The 18,995-nt window shown below is 62.0% G+C and carries 18 protein-coding genes; 8 read left to right on the forward strand and 10 right to left on the reverse strand.

Going from position 1 to position 18,995, the window contains the following annotated elements:
* Positions 1-61 precede the first annotated feature (61 nt).
* The 3 genes from ACST81_RS20670 to ACST81_RS20680 are packed head-to-tail and all read right to left on the reverse strand — an operon-like array spanning position 62 to position 3,180.
* Entirely contained in the window at positions 62-1,189 is a 1,128-nt protein-coding gene (locus tag ACST81_RS20670; protein ID WP_438750250.1) for an acyl-CoA dehydrogenase family protein, read from the reverse strand.
* 14 nt (positions 1,190-1,203) lie between these two features.
* Complete coding sequence (locus tag ACST81_RS20675; RefSeq protein WP_438750251.1) at positions 1,204-2,391, reverse strand: acetyl-CoA C-acyltransferase; 1,188 nt, start codon at positions 2,389-2,391, stop codon at positions 1,204-1,206.
* Positions 2,392-2,412: 21 nt separating this feature from the next.
* The gene (locus ACST81_RS20680; RefSeq protein ID WP_438750252.1) at positions 2,413-3,180 is read right to left on the reverse strand and encodes a 3-hydroxyacyl-CoA dehydrogenase; all 768 of its coding nucleotides are present in this window, start codon (positions 3,178-3,180) and stop codon (positions 2,413-2,415) included.
* 200 nt (positions 3,181-3,380) lie between these two features.
* On the opposite strand from ACST81_RS20680, the gene ACST81_RS20685 reads away from it, so the two are divergent.
* Positions 3,381-4,394 (forward strand): AraC family transcriptional regulator, encoded by a 1,014-nt coding sequence (locus tag ACST81_RS20685; protein WP_438750253.1) that lies wholly within the window; start codon positions 3,381-3,383, stop codon positions 4,392-4,394.
* 203 nt (positions 4,395-4,597) lie between these two features.
* On the opposite strand, the gene ACST81_RS20690 is transcribed toward ACST81_RS20685, so the two are convergent.
* The 3 genes from ACST81_RS20690 to ACST81_RS20700 all read right to left on the reverse strand — a co-directional run bounded on the left by ACST81_RS20690 (position 4,598) and on the right by ACST81_RS20700 (position 8,418).
* Positions 4,598-6,250, reverse strand: a complete 1,653-nt coding sequence (locus ACST81_RS20690; RefSeq protein WP_438750255.1) for a sensor histidine kinase — start codon at positions 6,248-6,250, stop codon at positions 4,598-4,600.
* A 210-nt stretch (positions 6,251-6,460) separates the two neighbouring features.
* Positions 6,461-7,741 carry a DUF763 domain-containing protein gene (locus tag ACST81_RS20695; RefSeq protein ID WP_438750257.1) on the reverse strand — a complete coding sequence of 427 codons (1,281 nt, stop codon included), beginning with the start codon at positions 7,739-7,741 and terminating at the stop codon, positions 6,461-6,463.
* Between the two features lie 137 nt (positions 7,742-7,878).
* Entirely contained in the window at positions 7,879-8,418 is a 540-nt protein-coding gene (locus tag ACST81_RS20700; RefSeq protein ID WP_438750258.1) for a DNA-3-methyladenine glycosylase, read from the reverse strand.
* Between the two features lie 199 nt (positions 8,419-8,617).
* Here ACST81_RS20700 and ACST81_RS20705 point away from each other — a divergent pair, with 199 nt between their 5' ends.
* Genes ACST81_RS20705 through ACST81_RS20720 form a run of 4 tightly spaced genes read left to right on the forward strand, consistent with a single transcriptional unit; the run spans position 8,618 to position 15,025 of the window.
* Positions 8,618-12,052: a response regulator gene (locus ACST81_RS20705; RefSeq protein ID WP_438750260.1), complete on the forward strand. Its 3,435-nt coding sequence runs from the start codon at positions 8,618-8,620 to the stop codon at positions 12,050-12,052.
* Positions 12,049-12,888, forward strand: a complete 840-nt coding sequence (locus ACST81_RS20710; protein WP_438750261.1) for a CheR family methyltransferase — start codon at positions 12,049-12,051, stop codon at positions 12,886-12,888. The genes ACST81_RS20705 and ACST81_RS20710 overlap by 4 nt, the downstream gene beginning before the upstream one ends.
* A complete protein-coding gene (locus ACST81_RS20715) occupies positions 12,885-13,451 on the forward strand; it encodes a chemotaxis protein CheB (protein WP_438750262.1) in 567 nt (188 codons plus the stop codon). The genes ACST81_RS20710 and ACST81_RS20715 overlap by 4 nt, the downstream gene beginning before the upstream one ends.
* Before the next feature lie 5 nt (positions 13,452-13,456).
* The gene (locus ACST81_RS20720) at positions 13,457-15,025 is read left to right on the forward strand and encodes a response regulator (RefSeq protein ID WP_438750263.1); all 1,569 of its coding nucleotides are present in this window, start codon (positions 13,457-13,459) and stop codon (positions 15,023-15,025) included.
* 15 nt (positions 15,026-15,040) lie between these two features.
* On the opposite strand, the gene ACST81_RS20725 is transcribed toward ACST81_RS20720, so the two are convergent.
* From ACST81_RS20725 to ACST81_RS20735, 3 genes are all read right to left on the reverse strand, one after another.
* Entirely contained in the window at positions 15,041-15,772 is a 732-nt protein-coding gene (locus tag ACST81_RS20725; RefSeq protein ID WP_438750264.1) for a DUF72 domain-containing protein, read from the reverse strand.
* Positions 15,773-15,774: 2 nt separating this feature from the next.
* Positions 15,775-16,392, reverse strand: a complete 618-nt coding sequence (locus tag ACST81_RS20730; protein WP_438750265.1) for a flavodoxin family protein — start codon at positions 16,390-16,392, stop codon at positions 15,775-15,777.
* A gap of 181 nt (positions 16,393-16,573) precedes the next feature.
* Positions 16,574-16,717, reverse strand: a complete 144-nt coding sequence (locus ACST81_RS20735; RefSeq protein ID WP_438750266.1) for a hypothetical protein — start codon at positions 16,715-16,717, stop codon at positions 16,574-16,576.
* A 167-nt stretch (positions 16,718-16,884) separates the two neighbouring features.
* On the opposite strand from ACST81_RS20735, the gene ACST81_RS20740 reads away from it, so the two are divergent.
* Positions 16,885-17,157 (forward strand): DUF982 domain-containing protein, encoded by a 273-nt coding sequence (locus ACST81_RS20740; protein WP_438750268.1) that lies wholly within the window; start codon positions 16,885-16,887, stop codon positions 17,155-17,157.
* 19 nt (positions 17,158-17,176) lie between these two features.
* Here ACST81_RS20740 and ACST81_RS20745 read toward each other — a convergent pair whose 3' ends face one another.
* Positions 17,177-17,518 carry a hypothetical protein gene (locus ACST81_RS20745; protein WP_438750269.1) on the reverse strand — a complete coding sequence of 114 codons (342 nt, stop codon included), beginning with the start codon at positions 17,516-17,518 and terminating at the stop codon, positions 17,177-17,179.
* Between the two features lie 125 nt (positions 17,519-17,643).
* Here ACST81_RS20745 and ACST81_RS20750 point away from each other — a divergent pair, with 125 nt between their 5' ends.
* On the forward strand, positions 17,644-17,973 hold the full coding sequence (locus ACST81_RS20750; RefSeq protein ID WP_438750270.1) for a DUF2934 domain-containing protein: 330 nt from the start codon (positions 17,644-17,646) through the stop codon (positions 17,971-17,973).
* A gap of 210 nt (positions 17,974-18,183) precedes the next feature.
* Positions 18,184-18,954, forward strand: a complete 771-nt coding sequence (locus ACST81_RS20755; RefSeq protein WP_438750272.1) for a hypothetical protein — start codon at positions 18,184-18,186, stop codon at positions 18,952-18,954.
* Positions 18,955-18,995: the final 41 nt, after the last annotated feature.

The following is an 18,995-nucleotide window of genomic DNA, read 5'->3' on the forward strand; positions in this document are numbered from 1 at the left end:
GTTCTTCCTCCCGTTTTCGCCCTTGCCTTCCAGTCTCCTCCCGGAAATAGGGCGATTTTTCTTATAGACTACGCGCAATGACGATGCGCTGCACGTCGCTGGTGCCTTCATAGATCTGGCAGATGCGGACATCGCGGTAGATACGCTCGACCGGATAGTCCGACATGTAACCGTAGCCGCCATGGATCTGGATCGCATCCGAGCAGACCTTTTCGGCCATTTCCGAGGCAAACAGTTTTGCCATGGAAGCCTCGGTCAGGCAGGGCTCGCCCGCCTCTTTCAGCGCAGCGGCATGCAGCACCATCTGCCGCGCCACGGTGATCTGCGTTGCCATATCGGCCAAGCGGAAAGCGACGGCCTGGTGCTCGATGATCGGCTTGCCGAAGGCGATGCGCTCGCGGGCATAATCGCGCGCCGCCTCGAAAGCCGCCCGCGCCATGCCGACCGATTGCGCGGCGATGCCGATGCGACCGCCTTCGAGATTGGCAAGCGCGATCCGGTAGCCTTCGCCCTCTGCGCCCAATCGCAGCTCCGCCGGAATGCGCATGTTGGAAAAGGCGATCTGGCAGGTGTCGGAGGAATGCAGGCCGAGCTTCTGCTCGACGCGGACGACCTCGTAGCCGGGCGTATCCGTCGGCACGATAAAGGCGGTGATGCCCTTCTTGTCGGCATCGGGATCGGTGACGGCGAAGACGATGATCACATTGCCGTTCTTGCCGGAGGTGATGAACTGCTTGGCGCCGTCGAGCACGTAGTGATCGCCGTCGCGGCGGGCACGGGTGCGCAGGTTCGAGGCGTCGGACCCAGCCTGCGGCTCGGTCAGCGCGAAACCGCCGATCCATTCGCCGGAGGCGAGCTTCGGCAGGAAACGTTGCTTCTGCTCTTCCGTGCCGAATTTCAGGATCGGGACGCAACCGACCGAACTGTGGACGCTCATGATGGTCGAGCAGGGACCATCGCCGGCGGCGATCTCCTCCAGCGCCACGGCATAGGCGACCGTGCCAGTTTCCGAGCCACCATAACTTTCCGGCACCAGCATGCCGAGGAAACCGAGTTCACCCATTTCCTTCAGTTCATCCTTGGGAAAGGCATGCGACACGTCCCGTTCGGCCGCGCCGGGCATGAGACGCTCACGGGCGAAGTCGCGGGCCATGTCGCGGATCTGGATCTGTTGTTCGGACAGGATCATGAGGCCGCGTCTCCCTAATGCCGCTCGACGGCGATCGCCGTCGCCTCGCCACCACCGATGCACAGCGAGGCCATGCCGCGCTTCAGATCATAGCGCTCGAGGGCCGCCAGCAATGTAACGATGACACGGGCACCGGAAGCGCCAATGGGATGACCGAGCGCACAGGCGCCGCCATGCACGTTGACCTTGTCATGCGGCAGGCCGAGATCGCGCATCGCCGCCATGGCGACGACCGCGAAGGCCTCGTTGATCTCGAACAGATCGACATCCATAAGGTCCCAGCCCGTGCGTTCGCTGAGCTTTTTCAGCGCGCCGATCGGGGCCGTCGCAAACAGACTGGGTGCCTGTGCGTGGGTGGAATGGCCGGCAATGGTGGCAAGCGGCTTCAGGCCACGACGATCGGCCTCGGAGCGGCGCATCAGGACGAGTGCCGCAGCGCCATCCGAAATCGATGAAGCATTGGCGGCCGTCACCGTGCCGTTTTCGCGGAAGGCGGGTTTCAGGGTCGGGATTTTTTCGAGCCTTGCCTTGCCCGGCTGCTCGTCGCGGCTGACGACCTCTTCGGTTCGTCCCGACTTGACGGTCACCGGCGTGATTTCGGCATCGAACAATCCGTCCTCGATCGCCTTCTTGGCGCGGGTCAGCGAGGTCACGGCAAAATCGTCCTGGGCCGGACGGGTGAACTGGTAAGCCTCGGCGCAATCCTCGGCGAATGTCCCCATCAGCCGCCCCTTGTCATAGGCATCCTCCAGCCCGTCCAGGAACATGTGATCGATGACGCGGCCATGGCCGAGCCGGTAACCGCCGCGGGCACGGTCGAGCAAATAGGGCGCATTGCTCATGCTTTCCATGCCGCCGGCGACGGTAATCGCGGCGCTGCCGGCGAGAATGAGGTCATGGGCCAGCATCGTCGCCTTCATGCCCGAACCGCACATCTTGTTGACGGTCGTCGCACCGACGCCGAAGGGCAGCCCGGCACCGATGGCCGCCTGCCGCGCCGGTGCCTGCCCCTGCCCTGCCGGCAGAACGCAACCAAAGATGACTTCCTCGACAAGATCAGGCGCAACACCGCTACGCTCCAGCGCGGCGCGGATGGCGACGGCTCCGAGTTCCGGCGCGGTGGCGCCCTGCAGATCACCCTGGAAGCCGCCCATGGCGGTGCGGGTCGAACCGACGATGACGATGGGATCATGCACTGTCATTTAAAACCTCCCGTATCCGTCTCAGCGCGGCGCCATGCGCAGCGCACCGTCCAGCCGGATGACCTCACCGTTCAACATGCTGTTCTCACAGATATGGCGCACCAATGCGGCAAATTCATCGGGTCGACCGAGACGCGGCGGAAAGGGCACGCTCTTGCCAAGCGCATCCTGCACCTCCTGCGGCATGCCCGCCATCATCGGAGTCTGGAAGACACCGGGCGCGATGGAGACGACGCGAATGCCATAGCGCGCCAGTTCCCGGGCGATCGGCAGCGTCATGCCGACGACGCCGCCCTTGGAGGCGGCATAGGCCGCCTGGCCGATCTGGCCATCGAAGGCCGCGACCGACGCCGTATTGACGATGACGCCGCGCTCGCCGCCGCTGTCGGGATCCTCGTTCTGGATTGCTGCTGCGGCAAGCCGGATCATGTTGAACGTGCCGACGAGATTGATGCCGACGGCGCGGGCAAAGCTTTCCAGTCGATGCGGGCCGTCACGCCCAATCACCTTTTCGCCCGGCGCGATGCCCGCGCAGTTCACCAGACCGTGCAGATGACCGAAGCTGTCGAGCGCCGCGCTGACCGCAGCCGAACCGTCCGCCTCGCTGGTGACATCGGTGCTGACAAAGCGAGCGCTTTCCCCGAGTTCCGCTGTAATCTGATTACCAGCATCCGCGTTGATATCGGCCACAACGACACGAGCGCCGGTTTCGACCAGCAAACGGGCAACGGCAGCGCCGAGGCCGGAACCGCCGCCGGTGACAATGAAGACCTTGCCTGGGATCATCATGACAGGGCGATCCCGACCTGATGACGTTCGGGTGCCGATTTTCGATCCATCCTGCAGCCCTCCCGTGCCGCGCTTCATCGCAAGGGCACGCGCTCCTCAGCCATGCCACCTTGCCGAACTCTACGCTGACGCTGTATTGCAAGCGATGACGGAAGTGTCCTTCCTTTTTCTGCCACTTTTACCATATGGGAGCATGACCGATGATGGATTCCGACCGGCGGATGATCTCGCTCTCCTTCGTGGAGGAAGCACTCGACTGCCTGCGCCGGCAGGGCAAGGCGACCGCTCCGCTGTTGACCTCGCTGGGCCTGCCCCCAGTGGTCGACAAGCCGATTTCCGCCGAAACCTATGGCGCCCTGTGGCTGGCCGTGGCTGCCGCGGTCGACGACGAGTTCTTCGGCATGGGCGGGCGGGCGATGCGGCGCGGCAGCTTCACGCTGCTTTGTCATTGCGTGCTGCATGCGCCGACGCTGGACCAGGCGCTGCGCCGTGCGTTGCGGTTTCTCAACGTCGTGCTGGAAGATCCAAGCGGCGAACTCGTGGTGCGCGACGGACTAGCCGAGATCGTTCTGACCGACAAGGGCACGGCGCGCTCGGCCTTCGCCTACCGTACATATTGGATCCTGCTGCACGGCATTACCTGCTGGCTGGTCGGCCGCCGCATTCCGATCCGTCGGGTGGATTTCCGCTGTGCCGAACCCGAGCAAGGTGCCGATTACCGGCTATTCTTCGGCGCCCCCGTCCAGTTCGGGCAGCCCGTCAGCCTGCTGGCCTTCGACCGCACCGTGCTCAAGCTCCCGATCGCTCGCAGCGAGCAGGCACTGAAACAATTTCTGCGCGGCGCACCGGCCAATATCCTGGTACGCTACCGATATGACGCGGGGCTTGCGGCCAGCGTTCGCAAGCGCCTGCGCCAGACACCGCCCTCGGCCTGGTCCGGCTTCGGCGACCTTGCCGCGCAGATGCGCATGTCGCCCTCGACGCTTCGGCACCGGCTGCACGGCGAGGGCCAAAGCTATGCCGGGATCAAGGAAGAAATCCGCCGCGACTTGGCGATCGACCTGCTCTTGGGAAGCGACCGCAGCGTTGGTGAGATCGCCGCGCAACTGGGCTTTTCAGAACCCAGCGCCTTCCACCGGGCCTTTCGCAAATGGACATCCCGAAGTCCTGCCACATTCCGGCGCCAGGCCATCGCGGCCGAAACCGAGACATGATGCCACCCTGTCGTCTGTCCAGCACGGAAACGTGGCGATGGCAATCTATTCCTCAACACCGCCCGACCGATCGGCCGGGCCGACGCGGCGTTCTACAGCGCCATGTCCGCTTGGGCCGCAACCGCATCACAAGCCGCTGACAGATTCCTGGTTTCCGCTCATGGTCGGCGGCCCGGAGATTTGAAGCGCTGTTTTCCCGGGACTTATGCCGCGCTGGCCGGAGCAACCGTGTCTAAGCGAAATGACAAGCGAAACTTGAGGCCGTCGGTGGCGAAGTCCGTCTCGCTCTGGGGCTCCAAAGGCCCCGGAAAAGCGCTTCGGATAAGCTTGGACCCGAAACCCTCACTCGCCGGCGTGGCAATGGCCGGTCCGTCCCGCTCCTTCCAGTCGAACTCCACCCGATCGCCGTTCAGCGCCCATTTGACGTCGAGCCGCCCGTCGGCTTCGCTTAACGCACCGTATTTCAGTGCGTTTGTCGCCAATTCGTGCACCACGAGAGACAGCGCCGTAACCGCCTCCGGCGTCAGCAGGCAGGGCGGCCCGGACAGACTGATCTGGTTGCCCCGGTCGCCACCAACCGGCCGCAACGCGCGCTCGACCACGTCCCTCAATTCGGCGGCCTTCCAGTCATCGGACAGGAGAATGTCATAGGCGCCGGCCAGGGCGCTGACGCGGCTGGCAAAGGTCGCGTTTTCCTCGGAGCGATTGCGGAAGGTCTGGCGAGCGATGGCCTGGACAACGGCCATGGTGTTCTTGACGCGATGCGACAGTTCCTTCGCCATCAACTTGCGTTTTTCCTCCGCGCGGCTGGTCTCGAGCCGCCGGACTTCGAGTTCGTCGAGCAAGCCATCGACGGAGGCCCCGACCTGGCCGAGCTCGCCGTAATGGCCCTTCATCTTCGTGCGGCTGTCGGTCTCTCCTTCGCGCCAACGCTGGAGCACCGACACGATATGATTGATCGGATCGAGGATGAACCGGTTGCCGACGAAGACAGCAGCACACAATGCGAGCGCGGCACCGATCGCCATCATGACGAGACCCGTGATAGAGGCGCGGTTGACGGGCGCGAGCGCCTCGGCCTCCGACAGGCCCGCGCTGACATAGAGGGGATTATTCCGCGACACTGGCGTATAACCCATGATCCGCTTGGTGCCATCCTGGCTGATCAGTTCTATCGTGCCCGGGGCTTCCGCGGAAAGCAGCGTCTGATACTGCTCCGGTATCGTGGTTCCGACGAACCGTTGCGGCTCCGGATTGCGGGCGAGGATCACGCCCTTTCTGTCGGCGACCGTAACCGAACCGCCCGTTGGCAGACCACGCTCCAGAATACGCTCTTCCAACCAATCCAGCCGCACCCCGGTTGCGAGAACGCCGACCGTCCTGGAATCCTGCTTGATCGCGAGCGCCATGGGCAGGATCGGCGCGCTGGAAACCCGCGCGATCGTATATTCTCCGACGACAAGCTCGTCCGTCTTCAGGGCGCGCTGCACATAGTCGCGATCGCCGAAATTCGTTCCGGTCTTCCAGCCCATGCTGTCACAGATCAGCTTGCCGGTTTCATCGAGCACAAGGATATTGCGAACCGGCGCGAGCTTCGATGCGACCGACTTCAGGACCGTGTTGCAGCTGGCGGAATCACGTTCGGCGATGGAAGGTATGGCGGCGGTTGCGATCAGCAGACCCTTGATGCCCTCGATGACGCTGCCGATTTCCGAGGCAGCCTGGCGCGCCATTTGGGCGGCTTGTCGATGCACCTCCGCATTGCGTTCGGCACGCGCGGCAATCTCGTTATAGGCGAGCATGCCGATGGCAGGTGTGAGTGCTGTCAGTGCAACGGCAACAAGTCGTTTTTTCACGCTCCCGTCCCCCGCCGCGACCGGACTGCCACACATTTCATATTCGTCTTACATGTGTCGGCAGGTCATGCCAAGTGCAGGATATTGCAGCAGCATGACCACGAATATGATCAGCAACGCCATCCCGAGACCTCCGACCCGGCGCACGGGCTTCCGTACTCGGAAGCTTCCAGGAGAGGCACCAGCCGGCTCTTCCCGTCGCAGGCGATCTCATCCCTTGCGCGAACGCTCGGTGATTGGATCGTCGCCCGGCGGCGGTTCCCAACCGAACACGCTGCGCCCACCGAATTCCGCCGACCTGCTGAACTCCCCGGCGACGATCTCCTTGAGGTCCGGCCCCGTGACATATCGCTCCAGCTGCCGGGACTGATCGTCCAGCCGCCTCAATGCCTGCAACTCCTCGTCGCGCCCGAGCCGGCCCTTGCGCACGGCGGATTTCATGACATTGATGGTTTCGTCATAGACTTTCAACGGTACCGGAAAAGGGTGTCGATCCTTGCCACCATGCGCCAGCGAAAAACGCGCCGGATCGGAAAAGCGGCAGGGCGCGCCATGGACGACCTCGGCAACCATGGCCAAGGCCTTGACGGTGCGCGCACCGACGCCTGGCGTCAGCAACAGCCCTTCGAAATCCTTGGGCCCGCGATCGGCCGCCGCTGCCAGGTTGCCGTGCAGGCGCCGCATGTTCACGTCTTCCTGGCGGACATCGTGACGCGCCGGCATGATGAGATGCGGCAGCATCGGCTGCGTGCCGGCGGCCAGATCGTCCTGCGGTGCCAGTTGCCTTTCGAGCGCGCAAACCTCCTTGACGATCCTGTCCGGCCCCAAGGACGCCAAAAGGTCCAGCTGCCGTTCGCGAGACTGGTTCGCCCGGCGATCGGCGAGATTGATGATCTCGCCCTGTTCGCGGCCTTCGATCGCCGCATGCGGGGAATCGACGAAACTGGTCAGCCCTTCGGACAGCCAGTGATAGCGCCGGGCTTGCCGCCGGCCGTCGTTCATGCCCTGCTGGACCACGACCCATTTGCCGTCGTCGGTGACGATGAAACCGTGCAGATAGAGATCGAAACCATCTTGCACGGCGGCGCTATCGACCTTGGCGACTAGCCGGCTCGTGGTGGCGAGCGTCAACCCATCGATCCCGACACGATTGCCGATGGCGACCAGTTCGTCCGGCGTCTTGCGCGATTGTGCCCCGCGGCCTCCACAGACATGGATTCCGAGCTCGCCGGACATGGGAACGAGACCGCGCTTCAGGGCGCCGATCACACTGGTGGTAATGCCGGACGAGTGCCAGTCCATGCCCATGACGGCGCCGAAGGACTGAAACCAGAAGGGGCTCGCCATCCGGCGCAGGAACTCGTCGCGACCGTAATGCTGGACGATCGCCTCCGTGATCAGCGCGCCGAGCCGCGTCATCCGGTCGCCCAGCCATCGGGGCACCCGGCCGCCGTGCAAGGGGAGATCAGCGCTGCCTGCCCGCTGTGTCAAAGCGTTGTCCTCGAATGGGTCCGTGCGACCATGATCCGGAAGCCGCGCCGGAATTTTCGCGCTCCGTCGGGTGCGTGACTATCATATGTGCAGCCCTGGTCGGAATTTCCAATGTTCATGTACATTTCGGAAACCGTTCACAGCTTCTTGCTGAGGAAGAGCGAGTCCTTCAGACCAAACCGCCAGGGAATATCGGCCGCCTTGGTAATACCGATGCGCAAGCCGGTGGAAACGGCTCGGGGCTCGTCCGGAACGGCAAGATGAAAAGGGTCTTCCGCCAGCGACCGACCGTCGAAGTCGTCCGTGACGCCAAGCGCCTGGCAGAGGCGTCCCGGGCCGGAACAGAGCAGCGCCGGCCTCTCAAGTCCGCGCCGCTCCCGCATGATGTCCAACCCCGTCAGCGGCTGTAGCGCACGGATCAGGACGGCGCTGCGGGGGTGGCAGACGAAATTCAGGCACCAATGGATGCCATAGGAGCGATAGACATAGACGCTGGCGGGCGAACCGAACATGGCCCGGTTGCGATGTGTTTGCCCCTTGAAGCTGTGAGACGCCGGATCTTCATCGGTATAAGCCTCCGTCTCGACGATCAGGCCGCCGACACCGGCGATCTCAAATGTGGCACCGATCAGATCGAGCGCAACGGTCGGCGCCGGACGATCGAAAAACGCTTTCATCCGATCTCGCAATATCGACGACAACATTTTTCTCCCTGCAACCACTTTGTTTTTATTATATCAAGCCATGTCATCGGCTGCTTGAAACCGGCTGGCGACGCGCTACATCGCGCGAGCGTATTCGGATTGCGGTGGCAAGTGGAATAGGCACGATGATATAAATTTCTTGGCCATCATTCATTTCATGACGAGAGCATTCATGACGCAAAGCGTAACGCCCGACACTTCCAAGCGAAAGTTGGGTCTCGATCCAGTCGTTGCCTTCAGCCTTGCGGGCGCCATCGCCTTCTTCGTGCTCAGCGGGACGCTCGCCTATTTCAATCTGCACAGCCTGCGGGAAAACAATGAGAAGGTAATACACTCCCACGAGGTGATCGTCGCACTGAATGAACTGCTCTCCAGCACCCAGGATGCAGAGACGGGGCAGCGCGGCTATCTGCTCGCCAATAATGCGCGTTATCTCGACCCCTACCATGCGGCGCTCACCGCGATCCCGCAGAAACTCATCGAAATCGCCGAACTGACCAAGGACAATCCGGCGCAGCAGCGCAGGATTCCCACTCTGCGGGCGCATGTGGAGGCCAAGCTCGCGGAGCTGAAAGAGACCATCGAACTTCGCCGCAGCCAAGGCGTCGAGGCAGCGCTTGCGGTGGTCAATTCCGATCGCGGCAAGACTGCGATGGATGCGATCCGCGCGCAGTTGGGTGTGATGGGCAAGGAAGAGCTCGCACTGCGGCTGCAGCGCATTGCCGAAATGACCAGCGCCTACAACACGGCGCTCGCCAGCAGCGTGCTTGCCGGTTTTCTCGGCATTCTCCTGACGATCTCCATCGGCGTGCTGATCCGCCGGGCAACGCTCGCCCGCCGTCGCGAGGAATGGCTGCAGGCCGGCCATGTGGGCCTCAGCGCCGTCATCATGGGTGATCAGCGCACCGAGGTGCTTGGCGACAATGTTCTTGCCTTCCTGGCAAAATATGCCGGCGCGGTCGCCGGCGCATTCTTCGTTTCCGACGACAAGGCCTATCGCCGTGCCTCGACCTATGGCGTACCCGCAGGTGCTGCCATTCCCGCGCGCTTCAACGCGAAAGAAGGCCTGCTCGGCCAGGCGGCAGCCGAAGCGCGGCCGATGATTGTCGGCGAAGTCCCCGAAGGATATCTCTCCTTCGGTTCGGCGCTTGGGCGCGACAAGCCGCGGCATCTGGTCATTTCGCCCGGCAGCGTCGATGGCGACGTCAATGCAGTGATCGAGCTCGGCTTCCTGCGTCCGGTCGACGAGAGCGTGCTCGCGCTGCTCGAACAGGCCTCCGCATCGATCGCGACGGCTGTCCGCTCCGCCAATTATCGCGTGGAACTGCAGAACCTTGTCGCGGAAACACAGCGGCAGTCGGAAGAGCTGCAGGTGCAGAGCGAGGAGCTTCGCGTTTCCAACGAAGAGCTGGAAGAGCAGAGCCGCGCCTTGAAGGAATCACAGGCGCGGCTGGAGCAGCAGCAGGTCGAACTGGAGCAGACGAACTCGCAATTGGAAGAGCAGACGCAACAACTGGAAGGCCAACGCGACGATCTGGAGCGCGCCAACGCGACGGTCCAGCTCAAGGCGCGGGAACTGGAACAGGCGAGCCAATACAAGTCCGACTTCCTGGCCAACATGTCGCACGAACTGCGAACGCCGCTCAATTCCTCGCTCATCCTTGCCAAGCTGCTCGCCGATAACCCCGACGACAACCTCTCGGCGGAACAGGTGAAATATGCCCAGACCATCCAGTCGTCCGGCAACGACCTGCTGAACCTGATCAACGACATTCTCGATCTTTCCAAGATCGAGGCCGGCCATATCGACATCCGTCCGGAGCCGGTGTCGATCGAGCGGTTCACCAACAACCTGCGCCAGCTTTTCGATCCGATCGCGCAAAACAAGGGCCTTGCCTTCGAGGTGGAGGTGTCCCCGGAATGTCCCGCCATCATCCAGACGGACGTGCAACGGCTGGAACAGGTGCTGAAGAACCTCCTGTCGAACGCTTTCAAATTCACCGCTGCCGGAAAGGTCGGCCTTTCCATCCGGCGTGCCGCCGATGGCAAGATCGCACTGGCGGTCAAGGATAGCGGTATCGGCATCGCGGAAGACCAGCAGCGCAGCATCTTCGAGGCCTTCCATCAGGCCGACGGCACCATTAGCCGGAAATATGGCGGTACCGGGCTTGGCCTGTCGATCTCGCGCGAACTCGTCCGCCTGCTGGGCGGCGCCATCAACCTGAAAAGCCGGCCCGGTGAGGGCAGTACCTTCACGGTCACCATTCCGGAATCCTACGATCCGACAACTGTCGCGCCGCGCGAAGCCGCTGACACGTCGGCGGGCCCAACCTCCGCTCCGAACCCTGTGGAGCATCGTGGCCTGGCAGCCGATCGTCACTCTGTCGTGGAGGACGACCGCGCCGCGCCGCCGGACGACAAACGTGTCCTCCTCGTCATCGAGGACGACGAGACATTCTCAGCCATCCTGCGTGACCTGTCCCGCGAAATGGGTTTCCGTACGCTGGTTGCCGGAACCGCGCAGGAGGCACTCGATCTCGCAAAACAATTCATGCCGAATGCCATCGTCCTCGACGTCGGCCTTCCCGACCAATCGGGCCTTTCGGTACTGGACCGCCTGAAGCGCGATGTCCGCACCCGCCACATACCGATTCATATCGTATCGGCCAATGATCACACCGAAACCGCGTTCTCGCTTGGTGCGGTCGGCTATCTGCAAAAGCCGGTGCAGCGCGAACAGCTGGTTGGTGCGCTTGAAAAGCTCGAAGCCAAGCTGTCGCAGCGCGTTCATCGCGTCCTGATCGTCGAGGACAACGAGGTCCAGCGCGAAGCCGTCGCCAAGCTCCTGACCTCGCACGACGTCGAAACCGTCGTCGCGGGAACGGCCGCCGAATGCCTGCGGCTTCTCAAGGAACAGACGTTCGACTGCATGGTGCTGGATCTCTCCCTGCCCGATGCGTCCGGCTATTCGCTGTTGGAAACACTTAGCCAGGAAAGCGCCTATGCCTTCCCGCCGGTCATCGTCTATACCGGCCGCGTCCTCTCTGCCGATGACGAACAGCAGCTGCGCCGCTATTCCAAGTCGATCATCATCAAGGGGGCGAAATCGCCAGAGCGACTGCTCGACGAAGTCACGCTCTTCCTGCACCAGGTGGTTTCCGAACTGCCTGACGAGCAGCAGAAGATGATCCGCAAGGCCAGAAACCGCGATGCTCTTCTCGAAGGACGGCGCATCCTCGTGGTCGAGGATGACGTCAGAAACGTCTATGCCCTCACCAATATCCTGGAGCCGCGCGGCGCCATCATCGAGATCGCCCGTAACGGACAGGAAGCGTTGGACAAGCTGGAAAAGGCAAGCAGCGGACAGGGCAGCGCTATCGATCTGGTTCTGATGGACGTGATGATGCCGGTGATGGACGGCCTTACCGCCACCCGCGAAATCCGCCGCAATTCCGGCTGGAAAAAACTGCCGATCATCGCGCTGACCGCCAAGGCCATGCCCGACGACCAGCAGCGCTGCATCGACGCCGGTGCCAACGACTACATGGCCAAGCCGCTGGACGTCGAAAAGCTCCTGTCGCTCGTACGTGTCTGGATGCCCCGGTGACCGAGTTGTCCGCGCCCGATAAGATCGAGGACATCGAAATCCGGCTTTTGCTGGAAGCGCTATATGTTCGCTATCACTACGACTTCCGCAATTATGCCATGGCCTCCATCAAGCGGCGGCTCAGGCAGGCCCGTGAGCAGCTGGGGTTTGCAACAATATCCGCCATGCAGGAAAGCGTGCTGCACGATCCGGCCATGCTGCCCCGCCTGCTTGGATATCTGACCGTGCAGGTCAGCGAGATGTTTCGCGATCCCAGCTATTTCCAGGCCATTCGTGAAAGGGTGATCCCGCATCTGCGGACCTATCCGTCGCTCAAGGTCTGGGTCGCGGGATGCAGCGGCGGCGAGGAGCTTTATTCGCTGGTCATCCTGTTCCGCGAGGAAGGCCTTGAGGACCGGACTCTGTTCTATGCCACCGACATCAACCAGGATGCGTTGCGCACGGCCGAAGCCGGGATTTACAATCTCGACCGCATCCAGCTGTTTACCGAGAACCACCGGCGATCCGGCGGAAAGTCGTCCCTGTCGGACTATTACAGCGCCGCTTACGGCCGGGCGTCCTTCGACAAGACGCTGCGCGACCATGTCGTCTTTTCCGACCACAGCCTGGTGACCGACGCTGTGTTTGGCGAGATGCATCTGATCTCCTGCCGCAACGTGCTGATCTATTTCGACCGGCCGCTGCAGGATCGCGCCATCGGCCTGTTCAAGCATTCCCTGACACGGAAAGGCTATCTGGGGCTGGGCGCCAAGGAGACCATGCGGTTTTCCGCCCATGCCGCATCCTTCACGGATTTCGTGCGGGAGGAGAAAATCTACCAGAGGACGGACAGATGAGCGAGGCCCGCCCGCAGGCGATCGTCATCGGCGCCTCCGCCGGCGCGCTGGAGGCTCTGACCGCCATCCTGCCCGGCCTGCCCACCGGCTTTGACCTGCCTGTGATGATCGTCGTCCATATTCCTCCGGACAAGCGGAGCGTGCTTGCCGACCTGTTCCGGGCAAAGTGCCGGATCAACGTCGTCGAGCCCGAGGACAAGGAACCGATCTGCGGCGGCACGGCTTATTTCGCACCACCAGACTATCACCTGCTGGTCGAAGGCAACGGCACCTTGGCGCTGTCGAGCGACGAGACCGTCCTGTTTTCGCGCCCGTCGATCGACGTCCTCTTCGAAAGTGCCGCCGATGCCTATGGTGCCGATCTCGTCGGCATCGTGCTGACAGGCGCCAATCAGGATGGCGCCGCCGGTCTGCGCGCTGTTGTCGAGGCCGGCGGAATGGCGATCGTCCAGACGCCGGAAAGCGCCTTTGCCTCCGCCATGCCCGAGGCCGCAATCGCGATGTGCCCGACCGCCGAAATTCTATCGCTCGACGCGATCCTCTCATTTTTGCAAAAGGTCTGATCCGGATGAGCCCCGTTTCCTTTCTTCTCGTCGATGATCTGGAGGAAAACCTTCTGTCTCTCGAGGCCCTGCTGCGCCGGGATGGTCTTAATCTCCTGAAAGCCCGCTCGGGAGACCAGGCGCTCGAACTCCTGCTGGAAAACGAGGTGGCGCTGGCGCTGATCGATGTGCAGATGCCGGGCCTGAACGGTTTCGAGCTTGCCGAACTCATGCGCGGCAACGAGCGAACGCGACGCGTGCCGATCATCTTCGTGACAGCTGGCACGGCTGATGTACAACGCCGTTTTCGCGGTTATGAGGCCGGCGCGGTGGATTTCATCCAGAAGCCGATCGAGCCCGACATCCTGCGCAGCAAGGCCGACGTGTTCTTCGACCTTTACCGGCAGCGCCAGCAGATCGCCGGCCAGCGTGACGAACTCGAAGCGCAGGCACAGGCGCTGAAGGAAGCCGACCGCCGCAAAGATGAATTCCTGGCGACCCTTGCGCACGAATTGCGCAATCCGCTGGCGCCGCTGCGCCATGGCCTCGATATCCTGCGCCGCGATCCCGATGGCGAAGGCAGCGCCGAGATCCGCGACATGATGGACCGCCAACTGGTGCATCTGGTCCGGCTGATCGACGATCTGCTCGATGTTTCGCGCGTCAGTCAGGGAAAGATCGAGCTTCGCAAGGATAGGATCGACGTCGAGGGTGCGGTACGATCGGCCATCGAGGCCAGCCGCCCGCTGATCGACCAGTCAGGGCATTTGCTGACCGTCGATATGCCACAGGAACGGCTCTGGCTCGATGCCGACCATACCCGCCTTTCGCAGGTTATCGCCAATCTTCTGAATAACGCCGCGAAATACACGCCGGCGGGCGGGCGGATCGGCGTTTCCGTGCAGACCGATGGCGACGAGGCCGTCATCGCCGTCTCCGACAATGGCATCGGGATTCCCGCCCAGATGCGCTCGCAAGTGTTTCAACTCTTCACGCAGGTCGATGACCATCTGGACCGGGCGCAAGGCGGTCTCGGTATCGGCCTCGCGCTGGTTCGGCAGCTCGTTGCGTTGCATGGCGGCACCGTCGAGGCCGACAGCGCCGGCATGGGCAGCGGCAGTGTCTTCCGCATCCGGCTACCGCTGGCCTCGACACCGGAACCAGCGACGGACGTCGAGCAGCCGTCAGCTTCCGCTCCCGCCGCCTCGGCAAAGCCGCTCAAGGTTCTGGTCGTTGATGACAACACCGATCTCGCCTTTATGCTTGGCATGATGCTGGAAGAAATGGGCCATGAATTCGAGCTCGCCCATGATGGACACAAGGCTCTGCAGGCCGCCAGGCATTATCGGCCCGACGTCATCCTGCTCGATATCGGGTTGCCCGGCATGGATGGCTACGAGGTTTGCCGCGCTTTTCGCCAGGAAGAGCTTTTCAAGGATACGCCGATTTTCGCGCAGACCGGCTGGGGCCAGAGCCGCGACAAGGCCAAGGCGTCGGAGGCCGGCTTCGATCAGCACCTCACCAAGCCGGTGGCTTTCGAGGATCTGGAGAAGCTCCTGACGAACGTGACCGTTTCGTCGGCATCGCCGAATTGAAAGCAATCGCTTACATCAGGTTGCGACAGACGAAAGATCGCGCATCGTCAAGGCATTTTCAATGGCGGCGCCCGACGCCGTATTGTCGAATACGCACCAGCTATCCGGCCCGAGAATGCCGAGAAAAGAACGGATCTGCTCATCCGCATAGCTCGAATGGTACACCTTCGGACTGCCATGCAGGCGCATATAGCTGGGCGGCTTGATGAAGTCGGCCGCCGTCCAGACCAGAGCGGGATCGGCGAGCACCCGGCCGATATTGTGATGCTCAAGCAAGGACAAGGCCCTGTCTGACGCCCAGCTTCCGTGGCGAACCTCGATGACGATCGGTCCGGCATGCGCGAGCCGCATCGCGGCAAGAGCGGCCTTCGCCTCGTCCTCATGGAAAGGCAGGCTCGGTGGCAGTTGACACAGAAGCGGGCCGAGCTTTTCGCGCAACGGCGCGATATCGCCGAGGAACAGAAGCAGCGCCTCGTCTATGTGCTTCAACCGAAGAACATGAGTGATGTCACGCGGCAGCTTGACGGCGAAGCGGAAGTCGTCCGGAACGGCAGCTGCCCAGCGCTCGAAGGTCGTCGGCCGATGCCGCCGGTAAAAGGTCGAGTTGACCTCCACGCCCCTGAAAACGGCAGCATAACGAGAAAGGCCGCTTCCTTCGTCCGGAAAGCGATCGGTCACCGTTTTCGGGATCGACCATGCGGCCGTAGCGATGACGGGTCCCTCGCGATCGCCAGGCACCGCTGCCACGGCTACCCCTCTTCGCCGGGATATTGCGCCTTTTTCAGAAGCCCGGCGAGATGCGCGGTGTTGCGGGCCAGCATGGAAATCATCGTCTCGACAACCTTTGGCGTCTTTTCCAGATCGACGAAATTCGTCGATCCCATGGCTTCGCCGACCCAGTAGGCAACAGCATTGGCAGGAAGAGTGAAGCCGACATCGTTCAGCGCCTGAAACACCTCCGCCGAAACATGATGAGCCCCGTCTTCATTGCCGACCACGGCGACGGCCGCGACCTTGCCATAGGAAACCATGCGGCCTTGGTCGTCCGTTTCGTCGAGGAATGCATCCATCCGTTCCAGCGCCCGCTTGCAGACACTCGACGGCTGACCGAGCCAGATCGGCGTGCCGACCAGCAGGATATCGGCGTTCAGGATTTTCGCGCGGATCTCCGGCCAGGCATCCCCCTCGCCTTCATCGGATGATACGCCGGGCTTGATATCGTGATCGGCAAGCCGGATGATCTCGGTTTCAACGCCGTATTGCTTCAACTCCTCGACAATGAGTTGAAGCAGCCTTGCCGTCGAGGATGCTTCGTCTGAAGCCGAAGACTTGAGGGTACTATTGAATGCAATTGCCGTGAGAGGCATGGAGAACTCCTTTCATGCATGCGGTAGCGCATCCGGATCGACCACCATGTCGCTTCCTCGACATCATTGGTGAATGTTCACGGCTGAAGGCCGCGCATCCGGTTTATAGTACGCGTTATGGATCAAAAGCAGCGACGGGGCGAAGATACCGACCAGCATCAGAAACAACGTGTTCGTGCCGTCATGGCTCACCTGTCGCCAGAATGATGGCCGCAGATGGCGTCATCGGATGCTCGCGTGGCAGCGTGTAGAGGTAGCCGACCGTTAGCGCCAGCGCACCAAAGATCAGATTTGCCAGTGCAATCGTCAAAATATCGTCATCCATGGTCGGCTCCTCGCATCGGAACCCTGTGGAGCGATGAAAGTTCCGGGTGGCCGCATCCGAATGCCGGCACCTTCCAATCATGACGGCCTTGGATACGGCTCTCAGTTGGCTTTGGAACAAAAATAGTGCTCGGGAGTTAATCCCGTCGCTTTTGGGAGGAGTTGGAAATGATCATTCAGAAAGCCGAGCGTTGCGCCGATGTCATGTGGTCCGAACCAGTGGAGATCAGGTTGGGATATGGCCAGCCCGAGAAAATCAGCGGCCCGCTTCAGGCGCTCAATTGCCTGGCGCAACGTTGGCCGGATACCGGGGGCGAAGAATATCTGAAAGCCAAGACGCTCTGCATGGCAGCGTTGGGAGAACGCATTCCCTGCGCCGGCGTGCGAGATGCTTTCGTTGCCGCGGCAGCCGAAGCCGACATGCTGGTGCCCGCCAATTAATCCCGAAGGCAGCGCGGCTCTACCGACGTGCGGCGACGAGATGTGCCATCAAGCCGACGGACAGGCCGGCAATCAGGCATCCAGCAACACCAATCCCCAGCGAGCGCCGTGACGCGGAAGGCCATGTTGTATGGCGTGCCTGATCGAACGATTGCGGCAGTTCCGAAATTTTCTGCTTTAAATAGGCGACATAGGCCGTCAACCGGCGCAGTTCTTCCGAGTGGTCGGCCGCATGGGAAAGCGGAGCATTTGTCCGCAATTCTGGTTGCTGCTCCTGGAGCTCGGCAAAATAATCCTCCAGTTCATTGTCATGTCTCGTCGCATTCCTGCCGCCGATCGTCTTGCTGCCACCGTGCATCATGGTCATTTCCTCTTCGTTGACGCGAAACTAACGCGGAAGGGGGCAAAAGGATGCATTGCCATTGTTTCATGCCTTTGGAACAATCGGCGTCTATCCAAGTTGCTCGCGAAACAAGGAGATATCCGATGGATAGAGAAGACCAGATTCGCGACCGCGCCTATTCATTATGGCAATCGGAAGGTAGCCCCGATGGACGCCACGCCGATCATTGGCGCCGGGCAGAGGAAGAAATCGGTGGTGAAAATATCGCCACCCTGTCATCAGATTTACCGGGTCCGCCGGAGATGGATCTCGAACCGGTTCCCGTGACGGACGCTGCCAAAGTGACATCCGAGGACGTGCCGCCGGCACGCTCCGGCCAATCGGCGAAGAACGAAGCCCCGGTCGAATCCGGCGGATTGGACAATCCCGTCCATCATGTGGGGCGCCAGCCGCTGGATCCACTTACGAAATAAATCACGGCTTCGATGTCATTGCCCGCGCAATTTTAACCTCTGCGCGGGCGCCTGCGGTTGGCAAGGATGTGCGACTGGACGACTATGCCGGCATAGGGCTGGCCGCCAACCGGACGTTGATCTCCCTAAACTGTTCGGCCATTTCCTTTGCCCGCGGTGCGGTGGAGGATTATGCGATCGACCCGGCATCTACGAGCATCACCGGTCAGTGTGCTGGAAAAGACCGGCCCTGACTGGACGCTCATAACGCCGAAAGGGCGGATCTGTGCCGCGAAGGTGATCCTCGCCAACAACGGCGATCTCAAAAGTTTCGGCTTTGCCCGCCGCCGGCTGATGCATGTCTTCCTTTATGCGTCGATGACCATTGAACTGCACAAGAACGCGCTGTCACGGCTCGGCGGACCATCCCGCTGGGGCATCACCCCTTCGGACCCGATGGGCACGACCATGCGCCGCATCGACACCGCGCAGGGCGGCAACCGCATCGTTACCCGAACCTGTGCCAGCTACAGTCCGGGCATGGTGACCTCGCAGGCAGCCGTCGAACGCGCTTCCAAAAACGCATCGCCGCAAGTTCGCCGATCGTTTCCCGACAATTGCCAACGTGCCGATGGAATAGAGCTGGGCCGGTCACCTCTGCCTCACCTGGAACGGTGTCGCCGTCATGCGCGAGCTCGAGCCCGGCCTGTTCTCCGCCTGCGCCGACAATGGTCTCGGCACCGTTCGAAGCACGCTGACGGGCATAGCGGCGGCCGATCTGGCGATGAACCACGCATCGAAAATCCCCGCCCATTTCCTCGCAGAAGCGCAACCCAAGAAACTCATGCCCACGCCCTTCGCCAGGATCGGGGCAACCCTCTATTTCCGCTGGAAGGAGTGGCTGGCGGGGGAAGAATTAGGTTATGTCCGACAGCCCTCTCCGCAAACCGATCAGACCAGAGCGCGCCGCTATTCATCTCCCGCCTCCGCGACATCGGATAAATCCGGATTGACCGCCGTCAGGACCTGCGGGTTCTTTCGCC

Source organism: Pararhizobium sp. O133 (genome assembly GCF_051669845.1).
Lineage (GTDB): Bacteria > Pseudomonadota > Alphaproteobacteria > Rhizobiales > Rhizobiaceae > Pararhizobium.